General features: G+C 44.9%; 22 protein-coding genes and 1 tRNA gene. 11 read left to right on the top strand and 12 right to left on the bottom strand.

What is annotated here, in order from left to right:
* Nucleotides 1–8: 8 nt before the first annotated feature.
* Nucleotides 9–281: a hypothetical protein gene (locus tag R3I13_RS15885; RefSeq protein ID WP_346318934.1), complete on the bottom strand. Its 273-nt coding sequence runs from the start codon at nt 279–281 to the stop codon at nt 9–11.
* A 108-nt stretch (nt 282–389) separates the two neighbouring features.
* Here R3I13_RS15885 and R3I13_RS15880 point away from each other — a divergent pair, with 108 nt between their 5' ends.
* The 3 genes from R3I13_RS15880 (at nt 390) to R3I13_RS15870 (ending at nt 2,926) form a co-directional block, all read left to right on the top strand.
* Nucleotides 390–1,172, top strand: coding sequence for an NIPSNAP family protein (locus tag R3I13_RS15880; RefSeq protein WP_346318933.1), 783 nt, complete (start codon nt 390–392; stop codon nt 1,170–1,172).
* A gap of 29 nt (nt 1,173–1,201) precedes the next feature.
* Nucleotides 1,202–1,612, top strand: a complete 411-nt coding sequence (gene yiaA, locus R3I13_RS15875; protein WP_346318932.1) for an inner membrane protein YiaA — start codon at nt 1,202–1,204, stop codon at nt 1,610–1,612.
* Nucleotides 1,613–1,780: 168 nt separating this feature from the next.
* Nucleotides 1,781–2,926, top strand: a complete 1,146-nt coding sequence (locus tag R3I13_RS15870) for an MFS transporter (RefSeq protein ID WP_346318931.1) — start codon at nt 1,781–1,783, stop codon at nt 2,924–2,926.
* A gap of 121 nt (nt 2,927–3,047) precedes the next feature.
* Here the strand turns inward: R3I13_RS15870 and R3I13_RS15865 are convergent, their stop codons facing one another.
* Both R3I13_RS15865 and R3I13_RS15860 read right to left on the bottom strand, forming a co-directional pair.
* Nucleotides 3,048–5,012 (bottom strand): M56 family metallopeptidase, encoded by a 1,965-nt coding sequence (locus tag R3I13_RS15865; protein WP_346318930.1) that lies wholly within the window; start codon nt 5,010–5,012, stop codon nt 3,048–3,050.
* A 10-nt stretch (nt 5,013–5,022) separates the two neighbouring features.
* Complete coding sequence (locus R3I13_RS15860) at nt 5,023–5,415, bottom strand: BlaI/MecI/CopY family transcriptional regulator (RefSeq protein ID WP_346318929.1); 393 nt, start codon at nt 5,413–5,415, stop codon at nt 5,023–5,025.
* 147 nt (nt 5,416–5,562) lie between these two features.
* Here R3I13_RS15860 and R3I13_RS15855 point away from each other — a divergent pair, with 147 nt between their 5' ends.
* Entirely contained in the window at nt 5,563–6,033 is a 471-nt protein-coding gene (locus R3I13_RS15855; RefSeq protein WP_346318928.1) for a group II truncated hemoglobin, read from the top strand.
* Between the two features lie 124 nt (nt 6,034–6,157).
* Nucleotides 6,158–6,231 (top strand) — tRNA-Met (locus tag R3I13_RS15850).
* Here R3I13_RS15850 and R3I13_RS15845 read toward each other — a convergent pair.
* From R3I13_RS15845 to R3I13_RS15830, 4 genes are all read right to left on the bottom strand, one after another.
* Complete coding sequence (locus R3I13_RS15845; RefSeq protein ID WP_346318927.1) at nt 6,213–7,736, bottom strand: recombinase family protein; 1,524 nt, start codon at nt 7,734–7,736, stop codon at nt 6,213–6,215. The genes R3I13_RS15850 and R3I13_RS15845 overlap by 19 nt on opposite strands.
* Nucleotides 7,737–8,101: 365 nt before the next feature.
* Nucleotides 8,102–8,356: a hypothetical protein gene (locus R3I13_RS15840; RefSeq protein WP_346318926.1), complete on the bottom strand. Its 255-nt coding sequence runs from the start codon at nt 8,354–8,356 to the stop codon at nt 8,102–8,104.
* Nucleotides 8,337–8,711: a hypothetical protein gene (locus R3I13_RS15835; protein ID WP_346318925.1), complete on the bottom strand. Its 375-nt coding sequence runs from the start codon at nt 8,709–8,711 to the stop codon at nt 8,337–8,339. The genes R3I13_RS15840 and R3I13_RS15835 overlap by 20 nt, the downstream gene beginning before the upstream one ends.
* Before the next feature lie 663 nt (nt 8,712–9,374).
* The gene (locus R3I13_RS15830) at nt 9,375–13,142 is read right to left on the bottom strand and encodes a hypothetical protein (RefSeq protein WP_346318924.1); all 3,768 of its coding nucleotides are present in this window, start codon (nt 13,140–13,142) and stop codon (nt 9,375–9,377) included.
* Nucleotides 13,143–13,442: 300 nt separating this feature from the next.
* Here R3I13_RS15830 and R3I13_RS15825 point away from each other — a divergent pair, with 300 nt between their 5' ends.
* On the top strand, nt 13,443–17,255 hold the full coding sequence (locus R3I13_RS15825; RefSeq protein ID WP_346318923.1) for a hypothetical protein: 3,813 nt from the start codon (nt 13,443–13,445) through the stop codon (nt 17,253–17,255).
* Between the two features lie 57 nt (nt 17,256–17,312).
* On the opposite strand, the gene R3I13_RS15820 is transcribed toward R3I13_RS15825, so the two are convergent.
* Entirely contained in the window at nt 17,313–18,074 is a 762-nt protein-coding gene (locus R3I13_RS15820; protein WP_346318922.1) for a relaxase/mobilization nuclease domain-containing protein, read from the bottom strand.
* Nucleotides 18,071–18,433 (bottom strand): hypothetical protein, encoded by a 363-nt coding sequence (locus R3I13_RS15815; protein ID WP_346318921.1) that lies wholly within the window; start codon nt 18,431–18,433, stop codon nt 18,071–18,073. The genes R3I13_RS15820 and R3I13_RS15815 overlap by 4 nt, the downstream gene beginning before the upstream one ends.
* 434 nt (nt 18,434–18,867) lie before the next feature.
* Between R3I13_RS15815 and R3I13_RS15810 the strand changes: the two genes are divergently transcribed.
* The 5 genes from R3I13_RS15810 (at nt 18,868) to R3I13_RS15790 (ending at nt 21,942) form a co-directional block, all read left to right on the top strand.
* Nucleotides 18,868–19,428 (top strand): SMI1/KNR4 family protein, encoded by a 561-nt coding sequence (locus R3I13_RS15810; RefSeq protein ID WP_346318920.1) that lies wholly within the window; start codon nt 18,868–18,870, stop codon nt 19,426–19,428.
* A gap of 188 nt (nt 19,429–19,616) precedes the next feature.
* A complete protein-coding gene (locus R3I13_RS15805; protein WP_346318919.1) occupies nt 19,617–20,093 on the top strand; it encodes a DinB family protein in 477 nt (158 codons plus the stop codon).
* Between the two features lie 84 nt (nt 20,094–20,177).
* Nucleotides 20,178–20,834 (top strand): alpha/beta family hydrolase, encoded by a 657-nt coding sequence (locus R3I13_RS15800; protein WP_346318918.1) that lies wholly within the window; start codon nt 20,178–20,180, stop codon nt 20,832–20,834.
* Between the two features lie 94 nt (nt 20,835–20,928).
* Nucleotides 20,929–21,423: a DUF1569 domain-containing protein gene (locus R3I13_RS15795; protein ID WP_346318917.1), complete on the top strand. Its 495-nt coding sequence runs from the start codon at nt 20,929–20,931 to the stop codon at nt 21,421–21,423.
* 21 nt (nt 21,424–21,444) lie between these two features.
* Nucleotides 21,445–21,942, top strand: a complete 498-nt coding sequence (locus R3I13_RS15790) for an SRPBCC domain-containing protein (protein WP_346318916.1) — start codon at nt 21,445–21,447, stop codon at nt 21,940–21,942.
* A gap of 13 nt (nt 21,943–21,955) precedes the next feature.
* Here R3I13_RS15790 and R3I13_RS15785 read toward each other — a convergent pair whose 3' ends face one another.
* From R3I13_RS15785 to R3I13_RS15775, 3 genes are all read right to left on the bottom strand, one after another.
* Nucleotides 21,956–22,534 (bottom strand): hypothetical protein, encoded by a 579-nt coding sequence (locus R3I13_RS15785; protein ID WP_346318915.1) that lies wholly within the window; start codon nt 22,532–22,534, stop codon nt 21,956–21,958.
* A 23-nt stretch (nt 22,535–22,557) separates the two neighbouring features.
* Entirely contained in the window at nt 22,558–23,019 is a 462-nt protein-coding gene (locus R3I13_RS15780) for an NUDIX domain-containing protein (RefSeq protein WP_346318914.1), read from the bottom strand.
* A 109-nt stretch (nt 23,020–23,128) separates the two neighbouring features.
* Nucleotides 23,129–24,460 (bottom strand): hypothetical protein, encoded by a 1,332-nt coding sequence (locus R3I13_RS15775; protein ID WP_346318913.1) that lies wholly within the window; start codon nt 24,458–24,460, stop codon nt 23,129–23,131.
* Between the last annotated feature and the right edge of the window lie 131 nt (nt 24,461–24,591).

Genomic DNA, 24,591 nt, shown 5'->3' with positions numbered 1-24,591 from the left:
ACAATGATCTAAAAGGCAGCCAGCAGGATGGCGATGGTAAGGCCCATCCCCACAATGCCGCCCAATATACTGGCAAGGGCATCCATCACGTCGTGATGCCCTTTGCCGGTGACTTTCGAGAAAAGCTCAAACCCGTAGCTGATACCAACCACCGCCAGCAACGCCAGAATAGAGGCCGCTACCATATCACCCGGCGATATGTAATGCGCCACGATCTGTACAATACTCCCCATCGGTATCCCCACCCAAAAATGCCGCCATTTATCTTCCGCTATTTTCATGCTTTGTTGCTGATGTGATCGTAAACTACGAAAAAACCGCTGAACACGGAGATTTGCATCTTTCAGGGATTGGCAGTATTTTATTCGCCGGTAAAAACCTGGTTCTTTATGAAATATTCCACACTTTGTCTTTTCTTCGGCCTGCTCACAGGCCTGTTTACCCATGTTTCAGCCAACACGCCTCCCGGCCGCGAATTCTACCAGATCAAAATTTATCATCTCAAAACGGAATTGCAGGTGCAGCGGGTGGACAGTTTCCTGTCCATGGCCTACCTCCCCGCGCTTCACCGCGCCGGCATCGCAAAGGTAGGCGTGTTCAAGCCCATCCAGCAGGATACGGCTGACCTGAAAATATATGTGCTCGTTCCTTTCCGTTCCCTGGAACAATTTGAAAAGCTGGCGGCCGTGTTGGAGAAAGATGCAGTGCTGGCCAAAACCGGCGCTTCGTACATAGACGCTGCTTACAACGACGTTCCCTACACGCGCATAGAAACGATCCTGCTGAAAGCTTTCCGCGACCAGCCCATGTTTCAACTGCCTAACCTCACCGGCCCCAAAAGTGAACGTGTATATGAATTGCGCAGCTACGAAGGGCCTACCGAAAAATATTACGTGAATAAAGTAAAGATGTTCAACGATGGCGACGAGATCGGCCTGTTCCGCAGGCTGGGCTTCAACGCTGTGTTCTATGGCGAAGTGATTGCCGGCAGCAACATGCCGAACCTCATGTACATGACCACATTCAAAGACCGCGCAGACCGCGACGCCCACTGGAAAACATTCAGCACCGACCCCGAATGGAAGAAACTATCCGGCATGCAGGAATATAAGAACAATGTAAGCCGCAATACCCAGTATTTCCTCCGCCCCGTTGAATATTCGGATATTTGATTAACTTGGCTGTACATTAAACCTATGCCATGAAACAAAAACCATCGTTAGCATTCGTAGCTGCCTCCTGGGTTGCCCTGTTCACGGGCATGCTGGGTTATGTGATCGGTCTCTGGAACGCTGAGATGCAGCTCAATGAAAAAGGGTATTATTTCACGATCCTCATGTACGGCCTGTTTGCCGCTGTTTCTGTACAGAAGTGCGTGCGCGACAGGTTGGAAGGGATTCCGGTAACAGACATCTATTACGGCATCAGCTGGGTGAGCATGCTGCTCACGATCATCCTGCTGATCGTTGGATTATGGAATGCCACGTTGCTGCCCAGTGAAAAAGGTTTCTATGCGTTCGCCTTTTTGCTGAGCGTATTCGGCGCTATTGCCGTACAAAAGAACACGCGCGATGCGCAAGCATTTAAAAACGGTCTGCCCGAAGAAAAGTAGATTTTTTGATTTTGTTATAAGAAGGCCGTTTCCATACTGGGGAGACGGCCTTTTTTATTATTGGATAACGGCAGGCTGAAAGTTGTCTGTCTTACTTACAGGTACGTTATGAAAAATGCGCGGTTGTTTTTCCCACAACGTTCATCACATCGCTAACCTGGTGAAAGCATGTACAATAAGCAAGTGGTTTTTATCGCGGCCTGCGCCGGCCTGCTTTTATTCGGCATCACGCTCATCACCCTTGGCGCCGTGGTGCTGGACCTGCGCCTGAAATTCGGGATGGATGGAGTTGCGGCGGGAACATTGTTTTCCATCATGCCGGTCGGTATTCTCGCAGGATCGCTTCTCTTTGGCCCCATCAGTGACCGCTATGGTTATAAATCCCTGTTGATAATTGCCTGCCTGGGCTTGTGCGCAGGCTTCCAGGGCATTGCGTACGCCGGTTCCCTGGCGCTGCTCAAAGCGTGCATATTTTTATTCGGGCTAAGCGGCGGGATCATGAACGGGGCTACCAATGTGGTGGTGGCAGACATCACTACCCGCGGGAAAGGCGCATCGCTGAGCCTACTGGGCGTTTCATTCGGTATTGGCGCGCTGGGAATGCCGCAGGTATTGGGCGCGCTGAAAAACCACTTCCAGTGGTTCCATATCGTGTCTGCCGTGGGCTGGCTGACGATGGCCATGGCGCTGTTGTTCGCCATGATCCGTTTCCCGCCGGCCAAGCAGCAGCAGGGCTTCCCGCTGGCGCAGGCCGGGCGTTTATTCGCTGACGTTACCCTGGTGATGATCGGCTTCTTTTTATTTTTCCAGAGCAGCTTTGAAGCTATCATCAACAACTGGACCACCACTTACCTCACCGCGGGCGGCCACATGGAAGAGCAGGCTGCTCTGTATGCCCTGTCGCTGTATGTGGCCGGATACACGGTGATGCGCCTGCTGGCAGGAAGCGTGTTCCGAATGGTTTCCCCTGCCAATATGCTCATAATTTCGCTGTTGCTCATGCCTGCGGGCATCGTACTGTTGCAGGTCAGCCACACATTTGTACTGTCCGCAACGGGATTGATATTGCTGGGAGCCGGGCTGGCCGGCGGTTTTCCTGTCATGCTGGGATTTGTAGGCGAACGGTATGCCGCTCATTCAGGCACGGCATTCAGCTTTGTGTTAGTGATCGCGCTGACGGGAAATATGCTGGTAAACTACCTGATGGGGCTCATCGTGCAGCAATACGGCGTACGGCACCTCACAACTGTGGCGTTCGCAGAATGGCTTTTGATGCTGTTGCTGTGCAGCCGCATCGTCAGGAGGTTGAAATAATTCCCCATATGCCTACGAACAATAGTTGGGCATAAAGGCGGAGCAAAAGGTATGAAAAAAGGCTGCCATGACGAAGCAGCCCTTGTTGTAAGTTGTTGAGACTAGTAATCGAAAAAAGGTATCAGCAGTCGGCCACCGGCGGAACGAGGTGCTTTTGCAACTCTGAAGGCAAGGCCTGTCCTGCTTTTTCCCGGAATGTCGGTTTGTTATATCGTGGCTGGTGCCATTTGATCTGTTTTTCGGGCGTTTTCTTCATTTCCTTTTCCGCACTCTTTTTATATGTTGCTTTGGGTTTGGAGGGAACGGTTTTTTCCTGTTCGTATCTACTGTACGTTACAGGTTCGATAAATAGCTCTGTCCTGGCTTCGTATGCTGCATGGGCTGTTGCCTGCATCCGCATGGTATAAGCAGTGGTGGCCTGACCTTTGACGATCATGCGCTGCGGCCTCGTCAGTACCTGAAATGCGGTGGGTCTGGATTCAATTTCCCTCGGGGCAGTTTTTTGTTTGAATTTTTTTATGGAAGAATCAGGCAGGCGTTTGAATTTACGCTCTTTCAGCGAACTGTCTGCCAGTTGCCATTTGTAATAAATAATGGCGCTGTCGTAGTGCAGTTTGTTCAGTTTGGCGGTTCTCATTTTATTGCCCTTGACCAGCACGTATGCGGAATCACTGTGTTTTAATGCGTTGAGGTGATATATCCTCGCCTGGTTTTTAAATGAACTGTCCAACACGATGAACGTTTTGTAAGAACTGTCCACGCTTATTGCCTGCAGCTTCCCTTTCATGGCCTTCAGCCGGGAAGAGTCCATTGCCAGCCGGTAGTATTTATGGATGAGCGTGCTGTCGCCTTTTATTTTATCGCTGTAAACCTTGTAATATACAGAGTCTGCGTGGGCGCGGAATACATGAAGGCTGTCCTTATGTTTGGTTTTGAGCTTATATTTCACCGAATCTGCCCGCCAATGCAGTTTTTTGGGATGTGTTGTATCCCTTTTTACTTTAACGGTCCTGAAAGGTTTTATAGTGGTGTCTTTCACCATCTCCACTATTTCCAGCTGTGCTTTAGGCACAGGTTGTTCCCCGGCCGGTACAAACCCGAATGCGGTGATACCGGCGAGCCCGAGGAGGAGAATGCCTTTTTCCATGATAGTCAGTTTTTTGTTTTCGTTGGTAAGGATGCGTTTCACCCTGTCCAGCAGGTAAAATTTCCTTTGACCTAAGGCCATGCCCAACTGTACTTGCTGGCCGGCGTTTTCGAAGGCCACGAGGGCTTGCAGGTAGCTGGCCTGGCGGGGAGTGTGGGCAACGGCAATGTCGTCGCAGCAGGCTTCCCTTTCCTCGCGGATGCAGGCGGAGATCCACAGCAGGGCGGGGTTAAAGAAGAAAATGATCTCCGCGAAACGCTGCAGGATGTTCACCAGGTAATCGCGGCGGCGGATGTGCGCCAGCTCGTGCAGCAAGATGGCTTCCAGCTGGTCTGCCGGCAGCTGCGCCAGCAGGCCCGCGGGCACATAGATGCAGGGCTTCAGCCATCCTACGGTGAAGGGCATTTGCACCCTGGCGGATTCCATCAGTTTCACCGGCGCATGGATGCCGAGGGAAAGGGCCAGTTGCCTGAGCTTCCCGGCCCATTCCACGGGCGGTTGAATGGTATTAGAATGGCGGATGCGGAAAATGTGGTAGAAGCCTGCGCCCAGCCTGATGCACTTCAACAGGAACACCAGCGCCCAGGCCATCATGATCTGTGCGGAATGCGCGTCTGTGAATTGCAGGAAACGCGTTAACAGGTCTGGCTGCGGCGCCGGTGCGGATGGCACGCCGGAAACTGCTATGACGGCCGTTTGCAGCGCCGGGGCAGGGGAGGCGGACTGCATTTCCAGGTAAAAGGTGAGGCCCGCTCCCCCGAGGAACAACAGCAGCACCGCGCCCAGCAGGTTGTACCGGAGGCTAGCCCTGGAGCGTTTGGTGAGCAGGAGCACCAGCCCGGCCAGCAATGCGGCGGGAATGCCCTGCCAGAGGGAGTGCAGGAAGGTGCGGCAAATAGCCTGCAGAATGTCGTCAGAAAACCATGCGGTAACAGGCATAACGGCAATTTTATTTTTCCATTTTTTTCAGGAGTTCCCTGATAGCGTCCAGTTCTTTTTTGGATGTCTTTTTATTGCCCAGCAATTGCATCATAAGGCTGCTGGCTGAGCCGTTGAACATCGTGTCTACAAACCGGTCCAGCAGGTGGCCTTTGGTGGAGCTTTCCTCCACGGCGGGGCTATAGATATGTTTCATCTGGCTTTCGTCGCGGTTGAGCAGCTTTTTATCCACCATGATCTGCATAAGCTTGAGCGTGGAGGTATACTGCACTTCGCGTTTTTGTTCGTTCAGCACATCGTTCACTGTTCTCACGGTGGAGGGCCCCAACTGCCAGAGCACTTGTAAGATCTCCAGTTCGGAACGGGTAGGCTCAGGGTTCATTTCTTGTTTCTGCTTCTTCATATACTAAAGGTAGGAAAATTTTCGTACGAACAAAATATTACCCGGTAAAAGTATGAGAGGAAGCGGAGGCCGGCTATTTAGTGAATTGATAATCAATGTAAAGGGTGCTTTATTTTCAGGCAAAAAAAATCCTACATTCGTTGTCTTATGAAAACTATTCCAACTTTATATGAATGGGCCGGCGGCCAGGAGGTATTTGAGCGGCTGACGGAGCTTTTCTACGGCAAGGTACTGCAGGATGAGCTGCTGGAGCCTGTTTTCAGGCATATGAGTCCTGAGCACAGCAAACATGTGGCGCATTTTATCGCTGAAGTATTTGGCGGGCCTAAGACCTACACTGAGGGCGACAATGGCAGTCATTCCGGCATGGTGCGCCATCACCTGGGCAAAATGCTCACAGAAACGCAGCGCAGGCGCTGGATGGCTTTGCTGCTGGACAGTGCGGATGAGATCGGTCTGGCGCAGGACCCGGAGTTCCGCTCCGCCCTGGTAGGGTATCTTGAATGGGGAAGCCGCCTGGCTGTGATGAACTCCAATACAGACGACAATCCTGTCAGCGAAAGCGAACCAATGCCGAAATGGGGCTGGGGTGAAACCGGAGGGCCTTACCAGCCATAAGCCGCCACCACAGCGGGATAAAAACTTTTTGCACTGAACTTTTGATTTTAAGCATTTAGCCTGTATCTTTGCACTCCCGAATTTGAAATGGCGGATATTGTCCCGGGTTTCAGGATCGGAATTTGGCGAGGTAGCTCAGGTGGTTAGAGCGTTGGATTCATAACCCAAAGGTCTCGGGTTCAACTCCCGATCTCGCTACGAATGGGAGAATCTCCTAAGTCACTTGAGGGCTGTTCTACAAAGAGCAGCCCTTTTTCTTTGAGCGTCACTTCGTTATGTATTAAGGCCGGATGGAAATAGGGTGTTCTAAATGCCCCTTCGCGATATGTGAGCCCACGTTTGAACACCCCGCGTAACAGATGATGCTTCTGCCTGACGCCGGCGTTTTGATAAATACTTTTGAGGGATGTTAAGTAGGGGAGCACTTGAAAAAGTTTTTCCAGTTTTTCGTGGCGGTTGCGTGTGAGGGAATTGATTTCTTCCGTGAGCAATGCTTTCTGAATCTGGAATTTCTTGTGCCACTTCCGGTACGTTTCCGGTTCTATCATGTCTTCCATAAACCGCTCTTCGTTCTTCTCGATCTTCCGGTTTATTTCTTCCAATTCTTTTGTTTTTATGGCTACCTGCTGGGTTCTTTCGGCGAGGGCTTCGTTCATTCGTTCCTTTGCTTTTTCTGCGATGTAGGTGGTTTGTTCCGGCTTGAAGCTGCACAAGTCGAGGATTTTATCCAGTTGATCGTGGACTTTGGTTGCGGAGAAGTTCAGGTTATTGTGGATGCGGCAGCGATAGTAATTGTAGTATTTCCGCTTGCCTTTGCTTTTGCCCGCGGTCATGTTGAGACCGCAGGTGCAGGTGAGGATGCCGCGTAGAGGCACCTCATCCACTGGCATGCATTTGATGGGTTTGATGTTGCCCAGCAATTCCTGCGCTCTCCAAAACTCCGTTTCTGAAATGATCGGTTGATGGATGCCGGGGATTATTTTCTCCGGGGTTTGTTTGCTGGCGGGAACTTTTATCAGTCCGGCGTACAGGTGGTTATTCAGGATGCGCGGGATGGCGGAGTTACCGGAATAGGTGAACCCGAGGGCGCGGGCTTCCTTGCAGATTTGCCCGAACGGGTGGCCCATCAGGAAATCCCGGAAGATCTTTTTCACGATGAACGAGCGTTCCTCGTCGATCACGATGAAGCCTTTGCCGCCTTCTGCTTTGACGTTTTTATAGCCGAAAGGGGCGCGGTTCACGAAGCGCCCGCTCTCCAGCGCCTGACGAATCCCGGCGGAGGTGCGGCGGCGGATGTTGAAAAGCTCGTTATTCGCCATCATGTATTTGAACGCCCGGGTCATGAAGACGTTGGGATCGGAGGGGTCGAGGTCGATGGGTTCGTTGGTCGCCAGTACCTTGATCCCGAATTTCATTTCCAGATGAGATATTTTGTTGAGGGCTTCCGGGAGGTTCCGGCTGAAACGGTCGTGATCCATGACGATGAGGTACTGGACTTTGCCTTTGTGCTTCTTGATGAAGTCTTCCAAGGCGATCCAGTCGGGGCGGTCGAAGGTGTAGCTGCTTTCGCCGTCGTCCTCGAAGAGGTTGACGAGTTCCAGTTTGTTCCGCTTGCAATAATCCCTGATGCTGTTTTTCTGATAGTCCAGCGAGTATTTGGACTGGTCCTTCGTGCTGATGCGTACATACCCGATTGCGATCATAACGTTTCGTTTAAAATGAGTTCAACAATGATACAGGCCACTAATTCACAAAATTCTTTCTCTTCTTGAGTCATATGCCCGGAGTTTATATTGTGGAGAATAATAAACTGGCTGCTGGGATGCAGTGGAGTGTGGGACGACGAATATACGTTGCGGAAGGGGCGGGTTCCAAATTTTTCTTTGGGAAAAATTGTTAAAATTCAAGCTGGTGGGCGATTATGAACGGAATTGAACAAATTTGAGTAAATAAAACTGTGTTTAAGGAAAGTCTAACGCCAACCATAAACAATGTGTCACAAAATCGCCTCCCCTAAAAATAGGGCGGGATAGATATCCCACCCGTAATAATCCCATTTTCGTCCGAACTAGTATGACTTACTTTCTTTTTTCACTGACGGAGGAGAAAGGAAAAAGGTAACCTCACTATGAAAATGCGGGTTCTCGATTACTTCCGTTGTGTAGTTGAGCGCATTTCCGCATACGCATGGTGTGACGTCTCCGTCCATGTGTACGTTGATGTAAACGGCCTTTATGTCGCTGGAAACATCGTTGAGGATGTCCATAATCCCTTCAAAGTAGAGCATGAAGGCTTCGTAGTTCTTAATGTTCAGCGGTTCCATCGGTAAATTTTTGGGTGAACAAGGAAACATGAGACTTGATGTAGTTGATTTCGCTATTCAGGGATTGGGCCTTTGTCTCTAATGCCGATATGTCAATCGTAAATTCCGTTTCCAGAACGCGGAAATTCTGCTTTATTATTCCCTCCAGCAGTTCATAAGCTACTTTGTGGATAGCTTCCCTTTCGATGTTTTTGGCCTCCCTTGAGGAATTCAGGCTATTATCGAAGGTGGTGGAAGTCCATCCCAGCTCAAGGCATAATTTGGCCTTGAACTCCCTGGATAGGTTGCTTAGCGACTTGAAATAGGAGTACTGATTGGCAATACAGTAGCCAATCCGATGTTTGATTTCTGTCATCGGTCAAGTTTTGGGTGAGGAATGTAAGGGAGACGGGGTAGGAACTAAGGGAAATGAAAATGGCGTGGGTTAGTCCCTACCTGTTCCCGATGGGCTACGACACCCAGACAACGAGATAAGAACGCCCACACCAGTATGATGCAGGCGATTTACCTTATCGCTCGTAGTCTTTGAAAGGTCGTAGTTTTCGGGTACGAGTGAAAAGCAAATGCGCTTGATATTTTCGTCAGACGCCAAAATTAAGCATCTAGGAAGAATTCATGGCTAAGAAGTTTGGTAATTTATTTAACCAAATATAGTGAAAAATTACACAAAACCACACATGTGTGGTTGATATTTTCTTTGGTTAGGCCGTGCTTTACCTCAAAATTCACAATGAAAAGCAAGCCGCACGCATCCAAGATTGATTTGTACGTTATCGAGAGGGTAAAGGAAATGAGAGAAAAGGCCCTGATGCGCCAGATAGACTTATCCCATCACCTCGGGCTTGCGGACAGTTTTGTATCGAATGTGGAGAGCGAGAGCCAGCGGCATAAGTATAATATCCGTCACCTGAACGACCTGGCTAGGATCTTTAATTGTTCCCCGAAGGATTTTTTGCCGGAGAGTGCGATTGGATAACGTATTTAAAAACTTTCTTCGTCGTAACTCTTTTCGTGTATTTTAATTCCAGTCGTTTAGCCCATCTTCGTTCAGACTACTCTCAATATCTCTGTTAAAACTTTTGAGTGCAGAGTGAAGAATTTGAATATTGTCAAATTGATCCTTAAATTTTTCTATAGATTCCTCAAAAAGTTTTTTCATTTCCAAATCTATGGGAAATGGCTGACCTGGGGTGCCAGTTTTAGCGCCAACTGATGTTAGGGCAAAGTAACAATCTGATAGAATTCCGTCTTTAACTTTGGAGGCATTATTAATTTTGTAAGCTACATTGTATAGCCGAAGTGCTAATGTGATAATCTGTTCATTTTTTTTCTTGAAGATTTGAAGAATGCTAGAAAGCCGTTTCAGAAATTCAACATTCGTAATATTAAAGTTCAGCTTATTATCTAGATATTCGAAGATTTCGCTTGTAATTTCATCTTTGGGGCGGAAGTATTTAACGAGATATATTGACTGATCACGATATCCCGGAGAAGGAGACACTGAAAAAAACCATTCTATTGCTTTAACGAAAATTTCAGAAATGTCCGTTTCAGACATTCCTTTTATAATTAAGCCGCTGTTTTCTCTTGGAACGTACTCATAAGTGTAATCATGCCCATTTGTATTTATAAGCTCCAGTTTTTTATCATACCTTCTAAGTAGATATTGCCAAACTGAATCAAAGCCATGTGATTTTATAACTTCGTTTAAGCACCTTTCTAATTCATAAGAAAGGTGGAATCGAACATTTCCCAACAGGATTTTTGTATACTCCTCGTTATAGTTACCAAAGTATGAATATAATGTGCGGAAAAGTAGGTCCGCTTCCCTTTGATTGCAATTAGTTACAAAGTCGGCGATTGCAGTATTCGCTTGACTTGCATTATTGTAATATAATACCCCTAAAACTTGGCTAACTACCAATTGGTTAACAGGCTTTTTAGAATTGTACAGGGAAAGTATTAGCTTGTGATCATCATTGTTAATCTTATCCTTCCAAGGAATACTATAACTGTAAACATCTAAAATTAAGTTTCTTGAAATTTGCGAGTCTTCATCCTGAAGCCGCTGTATGAATTTTGAAAAAGTAAGCCTGTCGTCGTGTCGGAAGCAAAGCGACTGTAAAAAGTATGATCCGTAATGATGGAAGAATTTTCGTCCCTTGAGCCAGGCAAGTTCGAAAAATTCTATACTTTTTATGTGATGATTTTGATGAATCGTTGATACAAATAGTGGAAACCTTGGATTGTCGGGGACTCTGGTGAAAATATCATAGGCGCTATTAAACAAGTCTTCGATTTTAAAGTCAGCGATTAATTGACCAGTGAATTTTCTTACTTTATCGTCACTTTCATCAAAACTAATATTGGAATAGTCTTCAGATAACTGAATCATTATTTTTTCAGTTAATGTTCCCGGGGTTAACTTACTTTCAATTTCATTTAGTTTTGTAATATATGGTTCGTCTTTAAACCACAACTTATAGAGTCGAAGGCTGTTAATTATTTTTGATAAGCATTCGAGGTTTGTCGAATTCAGTACGTTTTCTAACCACAAAAACACCTTCTGTATTTCTAATTCACCTTTGTAGGGATTTTTCCTTGATTTGCTACGAAGAATTGTGCCTGGAATTTCTAGTATGGTATCTAAAATTGCTAACTGTTTTGCGTCATATTTTTCCGTGCTATATCCACAAATTAATAGATCAATTATCTTATTTCTCAGTTGTATTATATCAGCTGTTTCTGGTAAGTAGAATGTCCGAATGTGATATTTTAGTCTATTTCCAGATATAGTGGTTAAAGTGAAATCCAGTTCCAGTAATTTATTTAGCCCATGAATAATAAAATCAGACAAAGTGGACTGCTCTCGTAGTAATTCTTCACTTTTCTGTACAAAAAACATTTGTCTTTCTAAATTGATACCGTAGTAAACTTCTAGCGAGGCATAACCAAATATATCTTGAAAGATGTTTTGATCGAAGGATAAATTATAAATGTCATTAGTGTACTGGAGTATTACGCTAAGATGATCCGAAGTGTTTGCGATGTTCGATAATAAAAATAGGATGGAACGATAGATGGAGCTGTCTTTTACAACTACGTTTGGATGAAAAGTGAGGGTTTTGCCTATGGCATTCAATGCAATTGAAGGATAAATATGAGCAACATGCTCTAATGTGTCAAAGATTTTCTCTAATTCATTAGTATCTTGAGTGTATTCCACTCTACCCAAATATTCAACAAGCATTTTTTCAAGTAGATTTTCCTTGATTTGTCCATCATGAACAGAAGCAATTGAACCTAAATTCCTAATTATATTATCGGTGAAATCTACGTAATTAGCTAAGACCGATTCAACCCAAGGCGTAGTTAGTTCATTATTCAAGTATATATCACTATAGTAATCGGGCTTAATTTCCTTCTTCTTTTGGCCAAAACTGAACTTCTGATTAACCAAGGTATTCAGGATAAACCTAGTTTCGTGTTCTGTTACATTCTCGTTAGATGAAATTTCCTTTAAGATATTTTGGTCATGATAATCAAAAGGCTCCAATAAGCATACTAATTTAATTATCCGACGAATATTTAGTTTCGAAATGTTTGTCTCACTGTTAATGTAATTTATGCAGCTTTCAAAGTAAGAAAGCACGTATTGGATTAAGAAATTTCCATTTTTTATTTCAGGAATAGAAATGTGCTCATGAGCAGCGCGGAGGAGGGCAACAATGAGAATAGGAATGCCTCTAGAAATCTGTACGAGGGAACTCACATGGTCTTCTAGGTAAGTTCCTTTAAGGTGGATTTCTAGATAATCAGAAGTTTCTTCGGGAGTAAACTTCGTAAGTTCAACTGTTTTTACCTTGAAAAGAGATTTTGAATTAATTAATTGCGTGGGGTAATATCCAATGAGGCTTCTGCTTGTAAGAAGAATTTTAATTTTGTTATGAGAACTTTCTGCAACTTTAAATATGTCTAAAATAAGTTGAGGAGAATGATTATGAGCATCATCGATGAAAACTAAATAGTTGGTCGTACCAGACAGTGCTTTGGCAATATCGGTTCCGCTGATATTGCCAGATTCCAATACTATGCAATGCCAGGAATCTATAGTCTGTATGTTATTTTGAATGTATTCTACAGCCAGCCGTGTTTTCCCTAGTCCGGCTTCTCCTGAAATATTTATTAATAATATATCAGGGTTAACCAGTGCTTGATGGACTTCATTCAATTCCTTCGTACGGCCGGCAAATTCGTTGCTTAATGTCTGCATGTTCTGCAAGCCTGCGTTCAATAAATCGCTAAAGGAATATTCAAAGGGTTTTAACTGATGGAAGCGTTCTTCTAGCCACGTATGTAGAATAGGGTATTTTAGATAAAGCGAGTGCAATTTTGCTCCATCCCAGAGTATAATTTGTGTTGTTGCTCCGCCTGGCTTATGTTTATTTCCAATTTCCAGTAATTGATCTTGTTGGGATTTGGAAAGTTCTACATTAGTTAAGAGAACAAAGTGATTTTCGTCTTTTATTTTCTTAGCCTCATTTTTAATGTCTGTTTTCAGACTGCTGAATGCCTTCGCAGTAGGGGTAGAATGATATTTATACTGAAAGCGCCAATTCCCCTCCTCTAAATCATATACTCCCTGGAATGATCCGTCAAATCCTTTGTCTTTTCCTTTAGCCCCATATGGAATAAATTGCTTGCCGACTTCAAAGGTCAGTAAGGAATTGCAGAAAAGTTGGAAGTCATCGGGGGTATAATTAGCCCAAACAATTTTCTTAATCATATTTCCCAAATCGTTGAAAGTTAGGCAATTAGTCTTGTGTTGTATGGTAGAAGATAATATACATAAATGATAGTAATAAAGATAAGATGTTTAATTACATATGTGCCTTGAAATGTTGGGTAATTTGGGGATTTTGAAAGGAGAAGGACGGTGTATTATCCTAAATGTGAATTCGTAAGACTTAAGATTCAATTTTGTTTGCTGATTGCTGTAGCTTAATTTTCTTTAAATTTAGTTTTGGATAAGGCCGGTGCCTTATTAAGATTTCTAATTTTTTTTGGATTTTATAACTATCGCTATATGCCCTTCCTAATATTTTACTCTTGGCAATCCCATACTGAATCTAAATACAATAAAAACTTTATTGAAGATTGCATTAAAAGTGCGATCAAGAAATTGAGGGCGGATTATCAACTGAATAAAGATTATTTTATACTCGATAAAGATACAAAGGATGTTCCCGGGATGCCCAATATCCCAACTAAAATAAGGGAGAAGATTTCACAGGCTGATGTTTTTATTGGTGATATTACTTTTACGGGCGTGAATGACGGTGTTGGAATGTCCAATCCAAATGTATTAATTGAATTGGGTTATGCAGAAGCAGCTATAGGAACTGAAAGAGTAGTGACGGTTTTTAACTTGGAGCATGGCGATCCAAAGGATATGCCATTTGATCTTATCCAAAGTAGATTTCCAATTTGCTATAAATACTCTGCCTCTATAGAAAAGGAGCAGGTTAAGAAAATACTAGTTGACGAATTAAGTAATAGAATCGGTGAGATATTTAAAACCGAATTAGAACGACAGAGAAAGGAGAATGCTCCGTTTGAGAATTGGATTACTTGGAGTCAAACGGTAACGAAACATTTTGGATTCGAAGTCTCTCCCTATACAATAGAACTTTTTGGAAGTTTAGACACACTATTGGCAACTTCTCGATCAGTAGTACGTTTGGTTGGACTTGCAGGATGTGGAAAAACAAGACTATTATTCGAGTATTTTCGGCTAAATCCTGAAGACGCAATTTCTGTATCAAAGTCTAATAAAGTATTATATGTAGACTGTAATCAGAATATAGAATCAGAAATTATAAGTACCCTGAAACAACAACTCATTGGGACTGATGAGAGAGTTTTTATTGTAGATAATTGTCCTAGTGAATTTCATGCAAAAGCTGCACGACTATTAAATGCTTCAAAGTCGAAGTCATGTCTTGTCACTATTGGCATTGATCCAAATGAAAGTGGTGAAGAGGTTATTTATGAGTTTGGTACAAATTACTTGCGGATTGACTTAATAAAAAATAGGGAAGTAGTAAAAGAAATATTAACGTCAAATTTTCAAGAATTTCAAGCTGAAGAAATTCAATTGTTAGTCAATTTCTCTAATGGCCTTCCTTTGCTTGCAACGATTATGGCAAAGAACCCAAACAGAGGCAAAAATCAGCCGGGAACGTTGAGACAAGCTGATTTAATAGAGAGATTGTTAGGCGACTTACACTCAGATAAGAATAAGAGAAACGTTATTACCGCGTGCTCATTATTTGCTTCATTTGGTCTTTTTGATGATTATGAAGTATTTAGTAACGCAATAGCTTTAGATAAGGACATTTGTGGATTAGTTTTTCCTGACGCGAATGAGGAGGATTTAAATGAACTAAAAATCAATTTCTTTCGACAGATTTGTTCCGAAATGTTAGATAGGCAATTGCTGGAGCGAGTCGGAAGAACTGTTTCATTTCGCCCTACGCCTTTAGCTTTAAGTTTGGCCGAAGAATGGTGGAGGAGTTGTACGACTACTAAGTTTGAGAGAGTAAGGAAGTTCTTATCTGAAAATAAGTTAGTTGAATCATTTTGTAAACAGTTTCAGTATTTAAAACATCTTGATAATGCAAAGCGAATAGTTGCTGATCTTTGTAATGGCCCTTTTCGTAATGCGGAAGTTTTAAATTCTGAAGCGGGTTCACGCCTCTTCCGCAGTTTTGTACATGTGAACCCGGATGCATGCGTTTCTGCATTGTATGATGCATTTAAAGATTTAAGTGAAGGCGACATTTCTGATATAAAGGAAGGACGAAGGAATTTAGTCTGGGCGTTGGAAGTATTATGTTTCAGCGAAAAGACATTTTATCAAGCAGTCAAAGTTTTGATAAAGTTTGCAGTTGGAGAGAATGAACCAATCGCAAATAATGCAACTGCACATTTCTTGCAATTGTTTCACATCTATTTACCTGGTACTACAGCAAATCTTGAAATCAGAAAGGAAGTACTTGCAGAAGTATTGAGTAGTTCTAGCGAGAGGGCGCGATTTCTGGGAATTGAAGCATTAAATGCAGCATTAAAATCTGATTCTTTTCACCGTATGGGAATTGAAGGCGGGGGGCGTTTTGAAGGGGATATGATGGATTTTAAACCCAAATCTGAAGATATTCGATCGTATTGGAATTGGGTTTTGGATCAGCTTTTCGCAAAAGTTGGATCTGGTAGTAAGGATGAACAGGAAAAGGCATTGGCAATTATTGTAAAGAAATTGTATTCATTAACTGAAATGGGGCTGGGTAATATTGTATTGCCTAGGCTTTCAAAGGTGTTAGGTAGCGATCAATTGGACAGAGTTGATTTAAAGAATAGAGTATCATTAGTATTAAGTCGTGGCACAGGGAGTGAAGCTGATAAGCAAAAATTGGAGGATATGCTTAAAGAGCTTGAGCCCAGGGACTTTGAAGAGAAAGTTAATTTTTGGCTAAGGAATCCGTCTTCAGCTGAAAAGAGAGTGGAAAGCGGTGAAGGAAGGGAATTGCTGCAGCTATCTAGATATGGAATTCTTAAGGACGATTTGATGTCAAATCAGGCGCTTTTAAGGGAGCGTTTACCATATTTGGCAAAAGGAGGTTTAGTTGAAGGGTTTCAATTCGGTTGGTACGTCTCTCAACATATAGACAGGGAAGAATTATGGACGATGTTAATCTCGTTCATTAATGTTATCAAGGAGATAGAGGAAAATGAGCGGAATTTTGTATTTCTTATGGGTTTAATGCATAAATGCAAGGACTCGCAGATTGTCAATGCACTAATGTCATTAATTACTGATGACTTAGATATCTGTAGGTATTCTTTCTTAGTAGCCAAAACACTTGAATTACCTATAGACAAGTTATTGTCAATGTTAGATATGGTGAAAAATGGACAAATTAGCCCTATCGAACTCGGTCATTTTAGCTTTGGATGGGGGGTAAAACATTTAGATAAAGAGGAAGTTTTTAAATTTTTTGAATCAGCGGTAGATAGTCCAGATGAATGTAAAGTTCAAGCGTTCAATATACTAGTAACATGGGTATCTGAGTCAGAAGAAAGCTGGAGTTTGTTCAGAGATACTTTATTGGAATACTTTTCTGACTTTGGAGAAAAGGTTTTGTACAATCTTCGTGACAATTTGAATGAGTTTTATATATTTCAGTTTTTAGAAAAGGCATTAACAGAATTAAATGATAGCAATTTTGCGGATGTTGTTTGCCTTAAGCTGTTTGAAACATTACGAAGTCCTGACCACTATATTGGGCGTGATTATGAATATAAGTCATTGTTTAGGATAATTAAGAATAAGTATTTTTCGAGTTTGTGGCATTCGTTGAGTGAAGTTTTCGAAAATGCAGATGCTAATGCTTTGTTATTGCTGGATTTGAGAGACATCCTAGGTTCATCAGATTCATCTTTTGGTGTTAATGATGGTATATTGTTTGAAATCGATGATGAAAAATTCGAAATTATACTTCAGTGGTGCATCGAAAATAAGGAGAAGGAACTATCGTTTGTTTCACAAATGTTACCTGTAATTGATACAAGAAATGCTGCTTTGCATAGATATGCGCAAAGATTTATCGACGATTTAGGCGAAAATGAATCAATATTAGATGGCCTAAGTGCCAGAATGGGTACATTTACTTGGGTAGGTTCGTTGGTTGAAAAGCTCGAAATTGAGTTACGGGCAATAGAGAAATTAGAAAGTCATGTGAAACCTAAGGTTCGTGAATGGGCGGCAAATTTGGCTGCATATTATACCAAACGAATAAATTACGAGAAAAATAAGGATGATGAGCTTGCAAATAGTTAGGGTTTTAACTTCTGTATGTTCGAATAGAGTTCAAGGTTGGGGCACTATTTCTTTGGACTAAATTCTCATTCCGCGATTTTGTTGGAGACTCCGGACTTGTCGGTTGTTCAATCGTTCGATTGTCTCCTGAATATTCTGCAAGGAATATCCAATCTCGCTGCCTTTCGTCCTTACCTTTTGGACGTCTACAAAAGCAATCCCCCGGCCCTTATCCACCTCATACCCGCTTAATTGCATCAGTGATAGGAAGGAGTTAAAGTCCTTTGCCGCCAGTAACGCCCTGTTCACCGCACGTTTCAAAGCATTTTTCCGCTGGTCCTCTCGGGGAATCAGTTGGTTTACGGAGGAAAGATACCGGCGAGGATTCAGGACTTTGGTGAGGTTATATTTCTGTTCCGTCTTTCTACAGAACCGGACGATCTGCCTGTAATTATTACTATCCGAAACCGTTTTCCCATTATACCGGACGCGGTTGGCGATAATATGAATATGCTGGTGGTGGGTGTCGTTATGAGAAATCGCGAGATACTGGCAGTCGGCAAACCCCAAATCCTCCGCGCACTCCTGGGCAATAGCCTCCTTTAGCCCTGGCCGAACCTTATCCCCCGGCGCCAGACTTAAAATCACATGCATGACAGGCTTCCCCAAATTAGGATTATGCCCCCTCAGTTCCTCAAACTGCCGGATTAGCTCGTTTTTATCGCCATAACAGTTATTGTAATGAATCACTTCCGCCCGTTCGGCTTGGCCTTGCTTCGGGCTAAGGCAATAACTAATGCAGCCTTTAAAACTTTTCCCGATGATAATTTTCCCGATCATGGCAGGCTGGATTTGATTTCGGAGGATAGTTTTTGCAACGTTTCAAGGCAGGAAACCAAAAGAAGCCGCTCCATTTCACCCAGTGAAAGTCCGCAATTTAGTTTCCGGGCCATCTGGTTTAGGAGCGCGGCGGTGTGGTTTATCCTCCCGGTGAATTGGAGTATCTCCCGGGGGATGTGCTTGATTTTAACAGGTGATCCTTTCCCGGCATGTAACAGATATTCCGAAATGGTGAGGTTAGCTTCCCTTGCTTTCGCCTTAATTACCAACCGATCGACCGGCGTACACATCACCGCCAGTTGCTCGGTTTTCTTAACTTGTTTCCGCGGCCTACCGCCCCTGTTTCGCTTCACTTGCATCGCATATAATTTTAAGAACAAAACGTAATCAATAACTCTCCCTGAATGCCGCAGGCATGAGGGGAGCCAGCGCGTTTTGACGAAGTCAAAACATAGCTGGCTCCTACCAAAAATCTTTTTCTTTCATCGGCCGGCGGGGGAAGAGGGAAGGAGGTGCCGGAGTGGAGTTGATCCGAAATGCCGGTGAAAAGAGAAGATAGGGCCGGGATACCTGTAAATTACTCAATCGGCTCATTTGCAAATATTTACAGGGTTAACAGGTTCGGCGGGGAGGGGTTCGATCACCGGCCCCAAAACCTCCGCCAACTCTAAAAAGTGTTCAAATAATCGCTCCTTCTCGCTACAGAAAGAAAAGGCTTTAGGGATACCCTTAATGCCTTTTTTATTTTATCAAATACCCGCGAGTTAATCCCTATTTTGTTTTTATATTCTTTATGATGAACACCCTGCAAGACTTCAGCATAATAAAACTGGTTGTAGACAAATACTTCGATCTTCTTGAAGAGAAAGGAGGCAACTTTTACATGTCAGAGTTTATCCCGGAGGTCATGCTTGACAGAAGCAAGGAGTATGACGAGGGGTACTCTTATTGGCTACCAGTTAAAAGTACTGTTTCAGAAAAAGATGTAATTGATATGGAGGTTTTTTTGGGGCATCCCCTACCAGAATCCTTCATTTTTTTTCTGCGACAGAGGCATTTTATGGAATTGCAGCTCGGTAGCCACGCTATAAATTTTTTTAGTATTCTCCCTGGAGAAGTGTTGTCAAAGTTTAAGGAGATAATTGAGATGTTATACTGGAATCTGTTGGAAAGAAATTATCTGCCATTTGCCCATGTTAGTGATTGGGGTGTTTTGTGTTTTGATGCAAATTTAAAGAGTCCAACGAACGATTATTCGGTTATTATATTGGATCATGAAGACGGCTATAATAAACCAACATTTTACGCTCGAAGTTTTAAGGATATGTTTAATGAGTTTAATGCTCTTGATTAGAATTCGGTTAGATAATCCACTACTGCATACCCAGCACATTTACCGTCCGTTCGAACTGCTCGGATTTTCCGAACAGTGCTTCCTGATCAAATTCCTTTGAATTGAATATATTTTTTATGCGCTCACAATGTTAGTTTTGCTGCTCTGAAAAGGACCATTTTATTTACGATGAAATAAAAACTCTCATCATGAAAGAAATTCCCACCATCATCAAAAACCTAAAAGAACTCCTGCACGGCGGCCATGCCCATGCTACATTTGAGCAGGCTGTAAAAGATCTGCCCGCCAGTCTGCGCGGCCAGGTGCCCGAAGGTATGCCGTACAGCATATGGCAGCTGGTAGAGCATATCCGCATTACGCAACTGGATATACTGGAATTCTCCCGCGATCCTGGTTATAAATCGCCGGAATGGCCGGAGGGCTACTGGCCAAAGGAACATGCTCCTGTAAATGCAAATGCCTGGGAAGAAAGTATTACGCAGATCGCTACCGACCGGAAAGCATTCATCGAACTGCTGGAAGCGCCGGGCGCCGACCTCTTCACGCCTTTCCAGCATGGCACCGGGCAGAACTTGCTCAGGGAAGCCATGCTGATAGCAGATCATACCAGCTATCATACCGGGGAGATCATTGTGCTGAGAAGGTTGATGGGCGCCTGGAAGTAAGGCTGTCAAGCCAGGTAGTAATGTTTATACTTGTTCAAGGCTCCAAAATGGACCTTAAATTTGTTCACTTGAAACGATCTCATCATGCCCGCACAATCCTTTAAAATAGAAGTTTCTCCTTCAATAGGACCGGTTTCGGCCAGGTATATCGCTCCAAACAAACCTGCCTGCATCTTTACGCTGGCGCATGGGGCAGGAGCGGGTATGGACCACCCGTTCATGGAAACGCTGGCCGGCTTGCTTTCAGATGCGGGCATCGCGACCTTGCGGTTTAATTTCCCATTTGCTGAAAATAAAAAAATAAGGCCCGATTCCCCGGCAGTTGCCCACGCGACGATCGCAGCTGCTATCGCAAAAGCGCGTGAGTTACACCCGGACCTGCCGCTCTTCGCATCCGGCAAATCTTTCGGCGGGAGAATGAGTTCGCAATACCTGTCTGCCAATCCTGAAAGTCCCGTTGATGGTATTGTGTTTTACGGCTTCCCGCTGCATCCCTCCGGCAAACCTTCCACGGAGCGGGCTGAGCACTTGAAAGCGCTGAAAAATCCCATGCTTTTCCTTCAAGGCACTAAGGATACGCTCGCCACCTGGGAGCTGATCGAAACGGTGTGTAAATCTTTGCGAAAAGCGAAGCTGGTAAAACTGGAAGGGGCAGACCATTCTTTTAAAGCAGGAAAAAAAGATATCCTTCCTTTATTGGCGGATGAAACAAGGAAATGGGTGGATAAGGTACTTGGATAGTGAGAAACGATCATATAAAAACACTGTCCTTATTCCCCCCTTAAGTTGACAAAACATCACCCATAGATTTATTTTATTCTGGCTGAAATTTGTTTTGATAAACGCCACATCAAATCATTTTAAAAGCCAGATTATGTTAACAACAATTTTCGATGAACCAGCCAGGAACCAGCTGATTAGCCGGATCAATTTGCTGAATGAAAACAACCAGCGGCAATGGGGGAAAATGAATATCTACCAAATGCTGGGTCATTCCATCTTTTGGAATGAATGGATATTGGGAAAAAATGATCTCGTCTGCAAGCAATCATTCTTAGGACTTATTTTCGGCAAGATGGCGCTGAGAGGCATGGTAAAGGATAACAGCCCGATGAAGAAAAATATGCCGGCGGGCGCCGCTTTTATCGGTAAAGAAAAGGATGGAGATATAGAAACGCAGAAGAAAGAATGGATGGACCTGGTAGCCGGTTATGCTGATTTTTCCAACCCCGGCTTTGTGCATGATTTTTTTGGAAAAATGTCCCGGGAAGAAATCGGTATTTTAGCATATAAGCATACGGACCACCATTTAAGGCAGTTCCAGGCATGAGATCATTAAAAACATCGCAATATGCCCAATATCCATCACCAGCTTATTATAGCAGCTCCTGCTGAAAAAGTTTACCACGCCATCACCACCCAGGAAGGCCTGGCCGCCTGGTGGACGCCGGGTGCAGGGGCAAAGCCCGAACCAGGCAGCACCGCACGTTTCCCTTTTGGCCCGCATTATCATAAGGAAATGAAAATTACAGCGCTGAAACCATTCGAACAGGTGAAATGGCTCTGCCTGGAGGGAGCCCCGGAGTGGATAGATACCACTCTGTCATTCCACTTGAAACCAGGCAACCAAGAGACGCTGCTGCATGCCCATCCTGAAATGCAGGGACAGCTGCAGCAACTGAGCAACAGCGAAAACCTGACGCTCCTGATCTTCCACCATGATAATTGGAAAGACTACACGCCGATGTATGCAGAATGTAATTTTACCTGGGCCCGGTTCCTGCGGAGCCTGAAGTTACTGTGCGAAACCGGGAAAGGCCTGCCCTGGCCGGATCAGCACCGCGTATGAAACAAACGGTTCCCTATTTTTTCCTGTCAGCTTTTCCTTCTAACCCGCTGATAATATTGATGCACGTTTGCAGGCGGGTATAGCAGGTGCTGCCATCGAGGGCCAGGTCTTTTTTCGTGACCTCGAAGCCGGCCAGGAATGCTTCCAGGTGCGACAGGTATTGGTTAGGCTGGGTATATAACGTATTATATATCGCGTCATTGAGTTTATCGCCCTCCTTCCTGAGCTCTTCGTTGGTGAGGTCGGTCACCTCGCGCATGCGCCGCATCACATCGTTCATCTTCAGTTTAAGGGCTTCCAGGTTTTCAGGATCTTTTTTTCCCGGTGCGGCATTGTTCCGGAACAAGCTGTCTGAGAGCCGCTTCCGGGCTTTCATATAGTCGCCGAGGTCCTGTTTCAGGTATGTGAAACTTTCTTTTAGCTGTGCGCTTTTTTCGTGAGTGTAATATTTATTGAAATCATTGTCAAGATGCTTGACCCAGGTTTGCAGCTGGTCGGTAACATCTGTAACCACCGGCGTTTGTCCGTATGCGTTAGTGGTAAAGATCAGGAACAGGAAAAAAATGAACCTGGAAAATACATGGCCCGTCATTGCTTTTTTTTGTGGAATTTAAGTTAAATATCCGGGTTTCCGGCCAGTTCGTCCAGCAGTGCTACCTGCGCGGGGTTGATCTTTTCCCGGGCTTCGGGCAGGGTGAACCATGCGGCCTTATCCACTTCCGGGAACATTTGTTTTTTGCCCGACCGGGGCGGCCATTCCAGCTCAAAGGTATTGCTGCTGATCGCGGTTGCATCCAGGTCGCCCTTCATGGCCCAGGCCAGTATGAGCTTGCCGCCTTTTTGTGTTACGGGTGCCAGTGGTATGCAGGCGCCTTTTTTCACGGGGAGGCCGGTCTCTTCCTGCAATTCGCGCAAAGCCGCATCCAGCGGTTCCTCGTCTCCGGCAAATTCGCCTTTGGGAATAGTCCAGGCGCCGGCGTCTTTATTTTTCCAGAACGGCCCGCCAGGGTGGACAAGCATCACTTCAGGCAGGTTATTCTTAACCCGGTACAGCAATATACCCGCACTTTTTTTCATAATAGAAAGATACTGATTTTGGCGCCGAAGCCGGCCCTCAAAAGAAGAAAGGGAACAGCACCAAACGATGCGTTCCCTTCCTGGTTATTAAAATCAACATTAGCTTTAACTATGACCTTCCGCCGCGCGGAGCCCGGTTGTGTTGTATGCTCCTTTGCGGTGCGCCGCGGTTGATCTGTCCTCCCTGCGGCCTTGAAATGCCAGAGCTGCGATCGAATTGCCGCTGCGGCCTGTCAAAAGAACCGGAGCCGCGGTTTATCTCGCGTGGGGGAGCAGAAGAACGGCGGTCGAACTGGCGTTGCGGCGCCGCGCCGCGATCGAATTCACGGGAAGGCGTGCTTCGGTCTGTGTTCGAATTGCGGTCAAACTGCCGGGAAGGTGTAGTCCGGTCCACGTTCGGATTACGGTCGAACTGGCGGGAAGGCGCAGTTCTGTTCCCATTCGAATTGCGGTCAAACTGCCGTGAGGGTGTAGTCCTGTCCACATCCGTATTCCGGTCAAATTGCCTCGACGGCGTGGTTCTGTCCACTCTGTCCACGTTCGCATTGCGGTCGTACCGGCGGGACGGTGCGGTCCTGTTCCAGTTTGAATTCCGGTCGTACTCACGGGGAGATGTGTTCCTGTCAAACTGCCGCGGCTGCGTGGTCCGGTAATTCGTGCGGTAGTTATTCACCACCACGCGGTTCCTGCTGTAAACGGCCTGGGAAGTTACCCTCATCGGGCGATAGATACGCGGCGCACGCAGTACGCGGTGCGTATGCACTACTATATACCTCGGGCGGTAACGATAGCAGATCGGCTCATAAACGTGCCATGCCAGCGGCTCCCAGGGATCCCACCACACAGGGTAATGGTACCATCTCCAGGGAGATACCCAAACGGTATAATACGGCGCAAACACGAAACGTACCGACGGCCAGAACCACACGTTCACCACCAATCCTGAAGGTGAATAAGCCGCATTCGGCCCATGCGCGCTGGCAAAGGTCATGTTGTCAAAAGTGTCGTCATTAAAAGCGGTCTCATCGCCGGGCGAAGGCTCCACGATCTTTGATACACCGTAAATGTCCTCATCACCTACGATCTGGATCACCGCGCGGCTATCGCCGGTCTTCTCCAGTTCTATCACGGCAACGTCCTGGCTTTCTGAAGCCGACACCAAAGCCTGTAATACAAAGAGCTGCACATCTCCGTCTTTTTTATTGATTACGCGGATATAATCGATATCCCCGTCGTTGTTCAGATCCAGGTTATTTACGCCATTCTCTTTTGTATTCAGCATTTTCTCAAATTCCCCGGGATTTTCGGCCTTTTTGAACATCTCCAGTGCTCCTTCGAGGCTGAAGTTATCCCCAGGCAATCCTGTTGCATCCTGCGCCTGTACGCCCGTTGTCAGCGCCAGGCTGATCAGAAGGACTGGCAATGAATGTAATATTCTCATACAATAGGCTGTTGTTACATATATAAGACGACTAAAGGAGGGAAAAGTTTATACGGCAGTTCTAGTAGAAATGTTAAAGTTTTGGCCCATGTTGGTTTTTCATTCATTATAGTTGACACATTACCAGCCGT

The sequence above is a fragment of the Chitinophaga sp. YIM B06452 genome (genome assembly GCF_039655965.1).
In the GTDB taxonomy this organism is placed as follows: domain Bacteria; phylum Bacteroidota; class Bacteroidia; order Chitinophagales; family Chitinophagaceae; genus Chitinophaga.
This window is presented reverse-complemented; position numbering and strand designations above follow the sequence as displayed.